We start from the raw sequence: 15,069 nt of genomic DNA, 5'->3' as shown, positions 1-15,069 counted from the left end.
TATCATCTCAGACATGTTTTTGAGTAAGGTGTGTCATCATGAACGCGCGATTTAAGCAAGATGAACGTATGGGGCAGCTTCATACGGCGTTGGGTGCGAATACGCTGGTGCTTCTTCGTATGACGACTGAAGAACACGTCAACGATTTGTTCACCATTCGCGTCGATGCTTTGGCTGAACGCAACGATCTGGACTTTGACGCGCTTATCGGCAGCCATGCGACGGTTGAGCTGACGACGTATGACAACCCTGACGTCCCGTTTGACGGGATCATCTCTGAGGTCAATTTCGACGGCCTGCACGAAAATGGCTGGCGTTATACCCTGACGCTCAAGCCGTGGATGTGGCTGGCGGGCCTGCGCCGCAATCAACGGATTTATCACGAGAAAACAGTCGTCGAGATTCTCGACGAACTGCTCGCCCCCTATTCGGGTCTTGGCGAACCTGCGATGGAAAAGCGGCTGTCTGGCAGCTATCCGACGCTGGAATACACCGTGCAATACCGCGAAAGCGATCTGGATTTTGCGACCCGGCTGATGGAACGGTTCGGGATTTCCTACCATTTTACCCATAATCGCGGATCGCACACTTTGGTGCTGACCGACGCGATGACCGCGCATGAACCGCTGCACGGCAGCAGTCGCGCATTCAAGATGGTGTCCGACGGGAACCGCACCACCGATGAGGAACACTTTACCGATATGCGCCCCGGCAGACGGTTAACGACGGGCGGGATCAGGTTAACGGACTACAACTTCAAGAAGCCGAGCGCGTCGATGGAAACCGACCGGATGGGCGACGCGACTTACAGCCAAGGCCAGATCGAAAGCTACGATTATCCGGGCGATTATTTGGATCAGGGCACTGGCAAACTGGTCGCCCGCCTGCGCACGCTGCAAGAACGCGGGCAAGATCACCGCCATCAAGCCAGCGGTGATGTGGCGTCATTGCGGGCTGGGCTCACCGTCAAAGTGAAGGGCGACAAGGTCACGGGCGTTGACGATCCGTGTCTGTGCCTGTCGGCCAGCCACAGCTTTGCGACGGCGTCTTTTGCATCCGGTCAGGGCAATTCGGACCCCGTTTACGACGGATCCTACGTACTGCTGCCGATCTCTGCGCCGCTGGCCCCTGAACGCAAAACCCGCATCCCCGTTGTGCACGGCCCCCAAACGGCGGTCGTTGTCGGCGAAGGCGAGATTGATTGCGACGAATACGGCCGCATTCTGGTGCATTTCCACTGGGACCTCGACAACCGCTATTCGATGCGCTGCCGTGTGTCGCAAAACTGGGCCGGCAAGGGCTGGGGTGGCATGGTGATCCCGCGGATCGGGATGGAAGTTGTCGTTGAATTCCTCGAAGGTAACCCCGACAAACCGCTGGTCACAGGCTGTGTTTACAACGGCAAAAACGACGTGCCTTATCCGCTGCCTGCGAACAAAACCAAGTCCACGTTCAAAACCGACACCCACAAGGGCGGCGGCTTTAACGAGCTGATGTTCGAAGACGAAAAAGACGAAGAACTGATCTATATGCATGGTCAGAAAGACCAGCAGGTTGATATCCTGAATGACCGGACCAAGACAATTGGGCAGGACCAATCGGAAACGGTCGGGCGCGATAAAGCGATCTCTGTCGGACAAGATCATACCGAAGTTGTAGGCCGCGATGAAACGATCAACATTGGCCGCGACGTGCAATATACCGTTGGCCAGAACCAGATCGAAAACTATGGCAAGGACCATGTGCACAACGTGGCCAACATCCACAAACAGGACATTTTTGCCGATCACCTGACCCAAGTTGGCCGTAACGCCGAACATACGGTCCTTGGGAAATCGACGCTGAACGTGAACCAGTCGATCACGAACAACACGAAAGTTCACACGCTGATGGCGTTCCAGAAGTTCGTGATCAAGGGGCCGGGCGGGAAGATCACGCTTGATAGCTCCGGCGTCACGATTGAAGGCGCACAGATCAAACTCAAGGGCAATGTGTCGATGGGCGGCTCTGGCAGTTCACAAGTCCCGACCCTGCAGGGAGCTGCGAACGCGGGCCTACCACTGGTCGAGGAATGCCCGAAGGAGGGTGAATAATGATCCCGATTGCACGCCTTGGCGATAAACACGTCTGCCCGATCCACGGCCCCAACACGATTGTGTCTGGCGGCAAAGCGATGATCGACGGCAAACCCGTCGCGCGCATGGGCGACAAAACCGCCTGCGGGGCCACCATCATCATGGGATCATCCATGTCCACCGACGACGGCAAACCCGTCGCCTACATGGGCTGCGCAACATCCCACGGCGGCGCAATCGTCGCAGGTTCACCAAACCACAAGATCTTGCCGTAAAGACCAGATGCGTTTCGAACCACATGATGATCCATGGTTACTTGGGGCTACGCCAGCGGCGACTGCGACCACGCCTGACAAACAGCCCTCTAACCTGACGATCACAATCATTGATAATATTGTGCCACTGTCTGCAGGCCTTGATCAAACTTCGGTTCCAGAAGTTCTAAACGATCCTTTGTTTGGAGGGACGCAACAGACGTTTGCCATTTTGGATGCAGCAAAAATACCAAATCTGATCGAGTTTCTGGGAGCATCTGATCAGCCTCACCGATGTATCTACCACAGCAATGATGACCCGGCACTAGAAGCCGTTGCACCTTGGTTGGTCCAGCTTGACCCGCATGCAGATTTTACCAAGAAGCTGTTCACTTCAAGTGATTTACCATGGGATTTTTGGGAGAAGAAACCTGGTTTCTACCTCCGGTCAAACCAAGATATTGACCAGCTCACACAGCATTTTCGCAGATACGTTCAAGTTCCGGATCCAACCGGGAAGCACATGTTCTTTAGGTTCTGGGAACCTGACGTTCTCGCGCTTTATTTACAATTTCATGCAATCGATGCGCGGCAACGCGTAGAAGGCTTTGTTAGCCAAAATACGTTCCTTGTGCCCGACCTGCATCATCGCCACGTCGTCAGCGCAATGGTATCCGACCCCAGCTGTGGCGTGCGTCATGGCAGATGGCCAAACCTGATCGAAGACCTGTCTCATATCCGATTTGAACTTTTCTTACGCGGCCTTAACGCAAAAATCTGCGCGAAAATGCCAGCGCTTTTGCAACTGGCAGACGACAAGCGTGAAGCAGGCGTTCGCAAAATGGCGTTGGCTGCTTTTGATCTTGGGCTCAAATCTGAAACTTCGATCACGCGCTATGTACAAGCGACCTTGATCCTTGGGCACGGCCCCGAAAAAGACGCCCAATTTGCGGATTTAATCCATAGCAAGCAACATGAACTTGACCGGTCGCGCAAAATTCTCGCCCGGGCCAAACACACATCGGAGACACCCTGAAATGGCTGCTATTCCCTGCAACGATCCGTTAGCCAACTGCGAAGAAGGCAACCTGTTCCGATTTAATGGCGAGAACGTCAGTGGCGTCGTCGAAGGTGCCGTGAACGGGATGAGCACGGGGCCATTGCCGCATGGGCAACGTATGATCTTGCCAAACACACTGAGCGGGACTGTGAATTCAGTCGATCTCAAGATTAATGGCACCACCCTACCGGTCTGCACAGGTCTCCAAGAATTTAACTTAGCGCGCCCGCAAGACGTCGGCGTTCTGCTGAGCGAAATTCCAGAGAATGCGCCGACCGGCGGTGGAGACACAGAGCAAGATATTCTGGTTGTCGAAATTCCCTACGCCTACCTTGACGGAGTCCAAGAAGGCGAAATCGACGTTGAAACGGCATCCAATGGCATGTTGCTCTGGCTTGCGATTTCTATTGTCACTGCGGTTGAGGCGATTGACGACGTCACCGGATCATCTGCGCTTTATGGCCTGACAGATGGGATGGATTTCAGCATCGCAGGAACCGATTTTCCAACAGCTATTGCAGATGCAGTCGCTGCGATCCGATCGCAAAACGGGCGCGCTGCGGTGCGTGCTTTGCTGAACGGGGCAAAGGGCACTGTGCACGTCATGCGCAACGCAATGGGCGCACTGGTGATCGTTGCGCGAACCCAACCGGGCCTTGCACGCAGCCTTGTCGCGGGCGTTGCGGCCGGACTTGTGCGGTCGCGCATGACCCATGTCGTCACAGGTGTGCGCGGCCAGATGGCAAGTGCCGCTCCTGAATCATGGAAAGCGGGCGGCCGAATTCCTGTCGTTGGCTTCGTTATTGTCGGGTCGATGAACGTTGTCCAATGGTACGCCGATCCCAATTCGCGCGGGGATTGGTCAAAGTTGTTTTCGTCGCTCATGGTCGATGGGGTCGCATTGGTTTTGGCAACCGCTGCGGCAAATTTCGTTGCGGGTGCAGTGGTCGCGGCCCTCGGGGGTGCGGCGGTACTAACGCTTGGATCTGCGGCACTGGTCGTTGGAGTTGGGATCGCCGTTGGGGTGGTCGTCGGCATGACACTCACTTGGCTAATCAACAAAACTGGGCTGTATGACGCTGTGAACCGAGGGCTGACTGCGCTTCACGACGGATTGCGCGCCGTTGTGCAGGGCGCGATCACATTGACGGGCAAACTGGCAGACGCATGGAGCGAAACAATGGAAGGCCTGCGTGAAATAGGCGAAGAAATCGAACGTGAAACCTCATGGGGGTTTCGGGAATTGGAGCGCAGACTGATGAACGGCGAACCGACCGGGATATTCGATTGATGTCGCTCAAGTCACTCTTAAGCATCCGAATTCGTTTTGGTGAACCACCTGAAAACTGGGGCACCATTTTAAAGACTGCCGGTTTTTGGGTCGCAATCATCGCACCGCTGTTTTACCTTTCAGCACTTGTCGGGTTAGCCAACCCAGATGTCATGTTCGACTTCAGTGCACCTCCGCTCACCGCAATCATAAGTTTTGGGGTCCCGATATTAGCGTTTGGAGTCCAATTCGTAGCAGCAATTCTGCTCCTGAAACGACGCGCGTTGGGGCTTGCGCTTTTCCTTGCCGGATTCCTTTACTTCGTTCCGCTGATATCTGCGCTTGGAATAGCCGTTGCGGTGCTGGGATCTATTCCCGTAATCGCGGGCACACTTATTGCCGGCCTTTGGTCTTTGTGGGTGCTGAAACGCGTGAACACCGCCATCACGGACAACGACGTGAAACAGGTTGCGGCGGAACGCATCGTTCTAAATGACGGTCACCTACATCTATTGCCCGGAGGTGCGTTTGATCGTGGTGGTGCAGTCAATGCCATCATGCGCGAACACAAAAGCACGCTGCGGGGCATCGTCGAATTCGCCGCCGTCTTTGTTCTGATCATCTTTGGGCCCACATTGGTTCCGCTCACCATCGGCGGAGGCGAGGCATCACTTGGTTTCGCAGCCCCTTTGCTATGGTTCATCAATACGGCGCTCTTTCTTGGGGCGCGGGGTATCGTGAACAGTCAAATCTTGACACTGCGGGCGATGGCCCAAAGCGCGGCTGATTAGGGCCTGAGATTTGGCAGGCCAAGGCCCCATAACGCTGATCGAAGGCGTCACCCCGCTTGAAACCCAATTTGGGGCAGTGGCCCCGAAAACGGTTCCCGACGCTTTGTTACGTCCACTGCTAGAACCTGCAGATATCCCTACTTACGCCATCATCGACGCGGCCAAGGTCACCAACTTGGCCGAAATGCTGGTAGGTTCCGGATTGCCACATCGTTGCCTGTTCAAAGGGGCGGCTTATGATGAATATAAAGACGTGGCCCCGTGGCTGATCCAAATTAAAGGCGACAACGACTTCACGCGTAACTTGTTTACGGCGTCCGATGCTCCGTGGCACTTGTGGGATATGGTACAGGGCATCTACCTGCGCTCAGACGCGCAATTTGACGTCATCTGGGCACATTTTCGCAAATTCACCAAAGTCCGAGACCCAAAAGGGAAGTGGTATTATTTCCGCTTTTGGGAGGCTCCCTATCTCACTGGTTTGTTGCATAACGGCGACCCGACTACGATCGCGCGCTTACTGAGTATCGGACCGTTTTTAACTTGTGACCCTTCTCAAAAGACAGCAACGGTCTTTCCGGCACAAATACTGCAAAAAGATCTGCCACAAACGGCTTTCGCGCTGCGCGATGCGGATATCGCCGCACTGGGCGATGTATCGCTGCGTCAGTTCGCGACGCGTCTCAGCACTTGGATCACGCAAGACTATCAACACGCCCCGCCCCGTCATGAAATGGACGAGATCGCATACCAAGGTATTTTGCGGGCCCGCTCGGTTCTGGGGTTAACAGATGAACAATCAATTGCCGACTACGTCGCTGCAAGCTGGCTATTTGGCGAACCCGCCGAAACCCGTTATGATATGGCGAACACGCCAAATTTAGGACACGTGTTAAGTGTAGTCCACGAAGAGGCACGCAAGAATAGGTACGGCCATGTTTAGTTTTCCTCAACCGGTCTACCAACAAGCTGACACTGGCGGCGGGGGTACGAACCCGTTTTCCGCCCAAACACCTGCAGGCGGAATTGTCGCTGCTGGATGCCACGAATGCGAGTGCGAGTTGCTGTTCGCACAGGTCATGGCCAAGGTCATGCGCGTTAAAGATATGTGCTACGACGACGTCTGCCGGGTCGAGGACTTCCGGTCATTTCGACGTCGAAACATGGCTATTTCAGCGGATTACGCAAAGATTTATCTTCAGCCTTTGGGCGAAGCGAAGCGGCTAAAATTTGCAGGTGGGGCGGCTTTTGGGTCAACACACATTGGCTACGCCTTAGATCTTGCAGCTGAAACGCTTGAGGCTTGGGGAAGCACCAGGCAACGCGGCCCGGCGGACCTCATCATGCCCGACGGGACAGAAATTTCGCCTGATTGGGCAGGTCCGACGCTCGATTTTCAAGAACTGGTTGCCAGCGTCATGACAGGCGTCGGATACGAAGCAACACGTGCAGGCCTACGACGGCTCGTCTACGGAAACCTCTCAATCTATACCGACTTGGGGGCAGTTCTATGGTTCTGCCAAATGCACGAACAACGCTTCAACTACTTCCGTGACGGTCGCGTTGACGAGTTTATGGAGTGCTTTGAACGGTTTGTGGAATACGTGCGTGCCAACCACGCGCACGACCACCATACTTTTGCACCAAATGGCAGTTTTGGATCGGAAGAAGGTGGCTATCTGCGAGCAGGACTGCGGGCTCTCGCTGCCGGAGATATTCCCGGAAGCATGAAAATCGTTGACCACGAACAACGCAATATTTTGCAAAACTTTATGTATACACTTGGCCCTGCGGTGCCGGGTCATGTAGCGTCATCACTGGGGTCCAATTCTGACTTCAAGAATTTCATGAACGCATTGGAGTCCGTTCAGCTAGGCGGCAGCTCTGGCTACGGAACATCGCCGCGGTTTAACGGCATTCGGGCACAATTCTCGTTCTCTAAAGAAGCTCACTTTCTGACGCAGCGCGGTGTGCCGTTCCGAGAACAACCCTTGATGTACTCGTTCAAACCAGAGGATCATGGCGAAGACTTCACAAACCCAAATGTTCGCACCCCTTGGTTCCAAGAGGTTGTTCTCCACTGGGTCAAGGCCGAACAGAATGAGTTTAATTGGCCTGCATATCAACCGCAGACCCTGTTCGAAAGTGCTGGTCCCGACCACGACATGATAGACGGGCCGCCCGACCTGCAACAACTTCTATACGCAGATTTGGGCCGCATCAGGAGCGCTGGATGATTCACAAGGCTAAGACCATCGCCGTGACAACCGGCATTTTGATTGCTGGTGTAGCTGGTTTTGCTTGGGCGAATACGACCCGCGACATACCGGTTCTTGACGTCGATCTGAAAACACATCTGGCTGAAAATCTTGATAAGTCGACTTATGCGTTGGATGACCTCTTTTTGTCACCCTATGATACCTACGCTCAAATTCTGCTGACATCATTCATGAATGAACGCGATGGCTACACGTTGATCCGGCTGCGCGATGGGGAAGAAACGGCGACCATTCCATATTTCCCAATCTACGGCGATCTGTATGTATCTGGATCTATCGTTCAAGAATTTGATCTACGTTACTATAACTTCGCAGCGGTCACGCCAAATAAACGTCCCGACATGACGGACATGTCGAATGCTGTTGCGACGACGCCGCAAGAAGATATTGCTCCTATCCTTGAGATCATAGATTTGCTGGATGGCTTTGAATGGATCCCCTTCAAAGGGCATTGCTACAAAAACCGCTTTCCCGATGTAAAGGTCACCACCCCTTGTCCGCATCAGGCGATATTTGATCCCGCAGGCAACATCTCGCGCCGTGACATCGTTGAAACTTACATAGACCAAACCACGGATGCCTACACATCCGACAACATTCAGGCCCTGGAGATGATTGGGCGACCAGTTTTAGGAGCTTGGATTCAACCGGATGGCACACTCGTCCGAGCGGAGCTGACTACACACACAGATCTCAGCATACCGTCTGATACGCCTTGGTCGGATCGCAAATTCAACTTGGAATTGCATATGAACTTCCAAAGCCAATACGCGGCCATCAGAGCAAACCAAGTGGGAGAGTGCTTTTCCAATTTAGAGACACCGAAACGCCAATATACCCCCACGCAATCACAGGTCGTCTTTGAGGGGCTTTATGCGGCCCTCGGTCCACCCGAATTCGGAGGCGATTTACTAGTTGACCCAGTTCGCCAGGAACGGCTTGCTTGGGGATTGGAACGCCTTGTCGATGAACCATTCAGCTATGCAGGCTATCATTCTACACGCGCATGGGATCGCCATTATACGCAACCACGTGAAGCTGGTGGGGCCATGAAAGGTCTACTCAGTATTTGCAATTTGGTAGAAGAACTTGAAACTAGAGCTGGATATGCGCAGCGTTGACCGATCGCACAGACATGACCATCACCCTCTTTTCCCACCACCTGACGACGCCAACTCCCATCGCGATGCCTGCGTTGCGCGTTTGTGCGGCGCTAGATGGGGCTTTGTCGGATGATGCGAACAAGACCTGCGCGTCTGATCTGTTCGAGGCGTTCTTGGACAACTTCGGTCCCGACGTCGCTTATGCCGCGACGTCCGGTAAATCACGGTGGACGCCGAAACTGGTGAAACCCACAGCCACGAAATTGAAGCGGATGAGAGAGGTGATCGCGAACGGTTTCAATACCCATACCGGAATGCGTCTGTATGGTCCCGACACGAATGCGATCGGGAAACCAGCAGTGCCTTTCCTCAGCATCACGCAGGTTTATCCGACCTTCATCGTGATCGACATTGCAGTTCCGCACGATCATCCCAACCGCGATACCTTTGCGCAGGCCAGCGATCACGCCTTGCGATCGGCCAAATTGATGGCGGGATATCAAGGGTTTGGGTTCTTCAAATCCCCGATCAGCGGATTGGCTGATAGAAATCTGCCCAACGTATCGACCCGCTTCCATACTGCTACATTGGGCGAATGGATGGGCAATCCAGCTTGTACGCAATGGAACAAGGTTTGGGAACAGAACAAAGGCCCCTACCAAGCGGGCATCACCGAACTCGGCTGGCGCACCTACGTCGGTCATATGTTTACAGATCGCATCACCGCCGCCCCTGCCCCGAGCTTAACCATCGAAGACCTGTCCAACATGCGGATCGTCACCGCAGGTCCCGCCCCGATCTGGGGCGACGTTGACGCGAACGAAGACATCACGGCCTACAAAGACGCCTACGCCTACCTCGCCCCCGCATTTACCAGCCGTGACATGTTGCGATCCAGCACGTTGGGCGGGATCCCATCCTACGACCCTGCCCGCGCCGCGGTCGTCGACGGGTACCTTAACCGTTTCGCCTAACCGACGCGTGTTTTGCGCAAGGTTATCAACCAATAGTTGCCAATCGAGGATCATCTCCTATTGTGGTGCTGGTAACGAAGTGCTGGGATTGATCAGCGACATGAACGCCATCTTCAAGCAAAATGACCGTATGGGTTCGTTGTCCACAATTCTTGGGCAGGATGTGTTTAACCTGTTACGCTTTGACGGAGAAGAACATCTCAACGAGTTATTCACTTCCCGCATCGAAGCATTGGCCAAGACCGATCACCTCGCACAAGGTCCCGGCAAAGACGTCGCACGCTTGTGCGTTAACCAAGATCGCGGACAAAACCCACGGCACCGTGCAAGGCCCGCAAACGGCGGTCATGGTTGGCGAAGGCGAAATCGATTGCGACGAATACGGCGGGATCGTGGTGCACTTCCACTGGGACCCCGCGCAAACCAAATTGGACGACCAGGCGAGGGGCCGCGCGGACAAGGTAACCTCACGGTCTCGGTCGAACGCAGTAAGGTGCAAACGGTAGGTGAGTCGCACTCTGAATAAGTCGGTGAACGCAAATCGACGAATGTCGGGACCTCTTACGATCTTTTCGCCAAGAAGAATATTCACATCGAGGCCGATCAAGAAATCCGTCTCACCTGCGGACCTACTCAACTGACAATGACAAGCGATGGAAATATCCGAGTGAACGGCAAAAAGATTTTCAACGTCGCGAGCGATCTGGCCGAGCTCTTGGCCGATAAGGTCAAGATTACCTAGCATGATGCGTCGCCTCATCATCGCAGGCATTATTGGGTGCGCAGTAGCGTTAGCCATTGTCTATTCTTTTTCTGCACAGGACAGGCAAGCGATGTCGATCCCATCAGAAATTCAGGCCGCCTATCCAAACGCTTCCCTTGAAGTTCAAAAAATTGCGGCCGACATTCACGCCGGTCAGGTGCCTGCCAAAACCTTGCTAGATTCTGTAGGCAACGATGCCTTGAACACGGCCTACGGCCCTCCTGACCGCGCCTCATCTATCCTGTTAAACGATACGCTTTTGCAAGAAAACTTTCCGGCCGCCCAAGCCCTCGTCGCTGCAGGCGCTAATGTGCGATATGCACGCGATTTGATGGTCTTTAATGCGCTTGATATGAGGCAAGGCCGTCGCGCCGTTCCTTTCGCGGACTACACGCCCAGTATCCCGTTCTTGCAGCTCTATCTCGAAAACGGCGGCGACCCCGACGCCCAATATTTCAGAGACAACAGCGGCCACTTGGCCTTGCTACATTCCCCGGATAACCTGGAAGGCATGCTCATGCTGTTGGACTTCGGCGCTGATCCCTGGCGCGAGGCAAAGACACCACAAGGTACCAATGCGCGCAGCTTCTACGACACCTATGCCTTTTCTGCGTCAGGTATCGTCAGTAGTGAAATCCTGTTCCGGATTGCGCATGCGGGTCATTTTGCGGGGCAACCAGCCGATCAAATCCAGACGATCTATGATGATTTTGAACGCAGCCTCTCAGCCAAAGCGGGTTCGACCCAAACCGATGATCTTCATGCGGTTTGGCGCAGACAAACCATTTTGGACGCGATCATCGCAACCAGCGGTGTCGCCCCGTCTGCGAGTTTGGCCGGGTTATTGGAGAACCGCGTGTCTGATGTCTACGGCGGGTGGCAAATGCGACCTGATCAACTCCACAGTGGTGAAGAATTTATCGGGCCAGCCATCTCACATGGCACGTTGATTTGGACTCACACGGCCCCCACTCCGCGGCAAAGGCCTGCTAAATGAGCGTTTGTGGCAATTGCGCTGAATTCCCCAAGGTTAAAATCGCAGCTGTGAACTGCCCCCCGAGGCTCCCTCATTTTAATGTAGAGTTTGCAGGTCTGGATTTCATATTCTCCGTCGTCTGTTTGGGCAAGCGCGTCGTGCGCGGAGCCCTCAAATTGTTCAAGCGCTCAGCGCGCTTCAGCCGGTGTTTGGTTTCCCAGCGATGAGTGTGGTCTGAAGTTGTTGTAGTCGTATCGCCAAAGGGACAGTTTGCGGCGGGCATCATCCAATGTGTCGAATATCTCCTCGTTCAGCAGCTCATCCCGCAGGCTGCCATTCAAGCTTTCGATAAATCCGTTCTGCTGGGGCTTTCCGGGCTCGATGTAATGCCAATCAACGCCGTTATCACCGGCTCACTTTAGGGTCGCGCGACTGGTGAACTCCGTGCCGTTATCAGTGACAATACAAGCCGGCTTCCCATAGACACGCACAAGCGCATCCAGCTCCCGTGCCACCCGCGCACCAGAGATGCTGGTGTCGGCCACCAAGCACAGGTTCTCGCGGCAGCAATCGTCGTTCACTGCCAACATGCGGCACTTACGGCACGCGCCAAACGTGTCAGACACAAAATCTAACGACCAACGCTCACTAGGTCGCAAAGCCTCCGGCATGGGTGTTCGTGATCTACGCGCATGCTTGCGACCTCTTCGCCGCCTGACGCCCAGCTTTTCCTCGGTGACGATGCGGTACAGTTTTCGTGGTTCATGATCATTCCCTTGCGCTCTAACAGCACGCCGATCCGGCGATAACCGAACCGACGCCGCTTGCTGGCAATCGCATTCATCTCTTCGCGAACTTTTGGATTGTCCGGTGGCCGGTCGCGCTCGACGGTCTTCGGATCGACACCGACAAGCCTACACGCACGACGTTGTGAGTTATCATGTTCCTGCATCGCCCTGAGTACTGCAGCCCATCGCACATTCGGCGTCGTCAGTTCTTTCCCAGCAGATCTTTCAGGACAACATTATCCAACATTGTGTCGGCCAGCAGACGCTTCAGCTTAGCGTTCTCGCCTTCCAGCGATTTAAGGCGGTGGGTATCAGACACGTTCATACCGCCGTATTTGGCTTTGAACTTGTAGAATGACGCGCGGCTGAGGCCATGCCTGCGACACACCACTGCCGTCGGCATCCCAGCTGCTTGCTCTTTGCATCATTCCAATCATCGGGGCTTCGGTAAAGCGCCTCTGTCGCATTTGTTTGCTCCTTCGAAGGCTGGGCAAACTCTACATTAAAATGAGGGAGATTTCGGGGGGCAGGTCAGGACCTAACTCACCCTACGATGTCTGCCGTATTGGATATCTGCGGTGATGCGCGTTGGACAGGCACTTTGTCGGGAAAATTCCGTCGAAACCGCCTAGACTATTATGTTGACGCAGTTGCATCTTGGCAAACATCCCTGTAGCGCTACGTTCCTAACCAATAAAGGTTTTTGGCGATAAAGCCGCAGGATCTGGCGACTGGGCTGGAACCTACAATGATAGAGACAAGAATATATGCGTTTTGTGCGATCACTTGGCATTCTTGGCGGATTGATCGCTTTATCTATCGCATTAGGGCTTTATTTTGACGCATCCCTTCTGATTTGGGTGACAGGTGCTTGGATTTTGAGTGCGCCAGTAATTCTGTTGGACGCTTGGATTTTCACATCTGCGGGCAAAGATTCAGTTTCAAGCCTGAAAACCGAGTGTAAATCTACCCAGTTGAGCCCGGTTAGCACTGACCAACCCAAAGTTCGCGCCCTTTCACGCCGGCGTTCTGACGACTGATACAGACCACTCGCAGGAACGGCCTGCGCGCCATTTCGGAACGCCATGAGACGCCGTTATTATTGCGTTGTCATTGCGGCAACAGCTGATGCCCCCTGCCCCGTTGCGATTTGCAAATCCATCCAAGAGACTGCGTATTCTCTTAGCGCATCCGCCGCTGCCAATTGATTTTCGGCATGTTGGCGTTCGGCGTTTAGCACGTCCGTGAATGGGACAACGCCGCTTTGGTAGCTCCGCCTGCTCAGGTCCACGACTGCCTTTGACGCGTCGCGCGCGTGTTCCAGATAGGTCACCTTTTGTTGTAAATTCTGTGAGAGACTAAGCGCGATCTGCACCTCTTCGACCGCCTTGAGCACTGTTGCGCGCCATGTAAGTTCGGCGGTGCGCGCTTGCGATTCCGCGATCTGTTGGTTGGCCTCTAAGGCGCCACGGTTCAAAATTGGAATGCTGAGCTTTGGTCCAAAGCTCCATCCGTCTGTCGCCCCTGCTGACAGGGTGCCGCTTAATGATATCGACGGCAGCAATTGCGCCTCTGCGATGCCGATGGCGGCGGTAGCCGCGATCAGGTCTTGTTCGGCGACTCGGATATCAGGCCGGTTCCGGATTAGATCAGCGGGATGCCCCACCGGACTGGTGCCATGAGGGCGCGGCTGGAACGCGGCGGCCTGCATTTTGGTCATTATCGGTTGTGCAGGTTCTGCCAAAAGCGTGGCGATGCGAAAGACGCTCGTTTCAAATTGCGCGGACCTCGTCGGAAGCGTCGCCTCGGAAGTGGCGAGCTCAGACCGCGCGCGTTGGACGTCCAATTCTGTCGCGTCCCCGACATCGCGTCTTTGCGTGATCTGTCGCAATGTCTGTCTGCGGCTACGCACTGTCATACGTGAGATTGCAGCAGCTTCTTGATGATAGCGTGCCTGAAGATAGGCGTTAGTGATATCCGCGAGATAGGCAAGCCGGACCGCGTCGACGTTCGCTTGTGCCGCACCAAGGTTTGCTTGCGCTTGTGTCTGGCGGTTTTCATTTTCTCCAAACAGATCAACAACGTAGCTGCCGCTGGCACGTGAGTTGGACAGCGTCGTGGGCCCATCATCGAAATTCTGCCGTGTGACGGCCGCCTCGACCCCGCCGGTGAGCTGCGCGTTCAAACCCACACGGCCAAGGGCCGCTTCTGCGGCGTTGCTGCGTTCAATTGCAGTGCGCACATCAAGGTTTTGAGATGATCCTCGGGCAATCAGGCCCGTCAGTAATGGGTCATTCAAACGATCCCACCATGCCAGATCTGCCGCGTTTTCCAGCGTCGCAGGAGCCGCGTTGACAAAATTGTTGCGTAGTTCAATCGCCGGGGCCTGATACTCTGGTCCCAAGCGTTCGCACCCAGCAAGTGCTGTACCGCAAATCAGCGGCAATACGAAACGATTCATAAAAAAATGCCTGTAATTATTACATTCAACGCTAAGGCACAGACGCCCAAACACAAAAAATTAGCTCTGGTACTGCGTAAATTTCCCGGCAAAGGTGTGATTTTTTGGCACAATTTGAGGAAAAGCGGGCAAAAAGCGTCAGAACTACGGCGGAATTGTGGCGTCCGAGCGCGATTGTGCGCAGGTCATTTCAAACGGAGGCACTGTCGATGCAATCATCAACCGTCTTGAACACGAATACGCTGAAGCAAACGCCCAAAGTCGTTCCGCCGTTA

General features: G+C 54.4%; 12 protein-coding genes and 1 pseudogene. 10 read left to right on the top strand and 3 right to left on the bottom strand.

Annotated features, from left to right (window positions below; translation table 11 throughout):
* Positions 1-38: 38 nt before the first annotated feature.
* The 9 genes from vgrG to K3729_18015 all read left to right on the top strand — a co-directional run bounded on the left by vgrG (position 39) and on the right by K3729_18015 (position 9,806).
* Positions 39-2,093: a type VI secretion system tip protein VgrG gene (vgrG, locus tag K3729_18055; GenBank protein ID UWR01129.1), complete on the top strand. Its 2,055-nt coding sequence runs from the start codon at positions 39-41 to the stop codon at positions 2,091-2,093.
* On the top strand, positions 2,093-2,350 hold the full coding sequence (locus K3729_18050) for a PAAR domain-containing protein (protein ID UWR01128.1): 258 nt from the start codon (positions 2,093-2,095) through the stop codon (positions 2,348-2,350). Before vgrG ends, K3729_18050 begins: the two co-directional genes overlap by 1 nt.
* Before the next feature lie 211 nt (positions 2,351-2,561).
* Positions 2,562-3,365 (top strand): DUF4123 domain-containing protein, encoded by an 804-nt coding sequence (locus tag K3729_18045; protein UWR01127.1) that lies wholly within the window; start codon positions 2,562-2,564, stop codon positions 3,363-3,365.
* Position 3,366: 1 nt separating this feature from the next.
* Positions 3,367-4,680, top strand: a complete 1,314-nt coding sequence (locus K3729_18040) for a hypothetical protein (GenBank protein ID UWR01126.1) — start codon at positions 3,367-3,369, stop codon at positions 4,678-4,680.
* Positions 4,680-5,450, top strand: a complete 771-nt coding sequence (locus K3729_18035; GenBank protein ID UWR01125.1) for a hypothetical protein — start codon at positions 4,680-4,682, stop codon at positions 5,448-5,450. Before K3729_18040 ends, K3729_18035 begins: the two co-directional genes overlap by 1 nt.
* Positions 5,451-5,553: 103 nt before the next feature.
* The gene (locus tag K3729_18030) at positions 5,554-6,393 is read left to right on the top strand and encodes a DUF4123 domain-containing protein (protein ID UWR01124.1); all 840 of its coding nucleotides are present in this window, start codon (positions 5,554-5,556) and stop codon (positions 6,391-6,393) included.
* The gene (locus K3729_18025) at positions 6,386-7,687 is read left to right on the top strand and encodes a hypothetical protein (protein UWR01123.1); all 1,302 of its coding nucleotides are present in this window, start codon (positions 6,386-6,388) and stop codon (positions 7,685-7,687) included. Before K3729_18030 ends, K3729_18025 begins: the two co-directional genes overlap by 8 nt.
* Entirely contained in the window at positions 7,684-8,850 is a 1,167-nt protein-coding gene (locus tag K3729_18020; GenBank protein UWR01122.1) for a hypothetical protein, read from the top strand. The genes K3729_18025 and K3729_18020 overlap by 4 nt, the downstream gene beginning before the upstream one ends.
* Positions 8,851-8,864: 14 nt before the next feature.
* Entirely contained in the window at positions 8,865-9,806 is a 942-nt protein-coding gene (locus tag K3729_18015) for a hypothetical protein (protein UWR01213.1), read from the top strand.
* 208 nt (positions 9,807-10,014) lie between these two features.
* Here K3729_18015 and K3729_18010 read toward each other — a convergent pair whose 3' ends face one another.
* Positions 10,015-10,551 carry a hypothetical protein gene (locus K3729_18010; protein UWR01212.1) on the bottom strand — a complete coding sequence of 179 codons (537 nt, stop codon included), beginning with the start codon at positions 10,549-10,551 and terminating at the stop codon, positions 10,015-10,017.
* Between K3729_18010 and K3729_18005 the strand changes: the two genes are divergently transcribed.
* Positions 10,550-11,566: a hypothetical protein gene (locus tag K3729_18005; protein ID UWR01211.1), complete on the top strand. Its 1,017-nt coding sequence runs from the start codon at positions 10,550-10,552 to the stop codon at positions 11,564-11,566. The two genes, K3729_18010 and K3729_18005, sit on opposite strands and share 2 nt — an antisense overlap.
* Positions 11,567-11,733: 167 nt before the next feature.
* Here K3729_18005 and K3729_18000 read toward each other — a convergent pair.
* Both K3729_18000 and K3729_17995 read right to left on the bottom strand, forming a co-directional pair.
* Positions 11,734-12,800 (bottom strand): annotated as a pseudogene (locus K3729_18000) (IS3 family transposase).
* Positions 12,801-13,432: 632 nt separating this feature from the next.
* Entirely contained in the window at positions 13,433-14,794 is a 1,362-nt protein-coding gene (locus K3729_17995) for an efflux transporter outer membrane subunit (protein ID UWR01210.1), read from the bottom strand.
* Between the last annotated feature and the right edge of the window lie 275 nt (positions 14,795-15,069).

This window comes from Rhodobacteraceae bacterium S2214 (assembly GCA_025141675.1).
In the GTDB taxonomy this organism is placed as follows: Bacteria; Pseudomonadota; Alphaproteobacteria; order Rhodobacterales; family Rhodobacteraceae; genus Yoonia.
The sequence above is the reverse complement of the archived record's forward strand: the minus strand, read 5'-3'. Positions and strand labels throughout refer to the sequence as shown.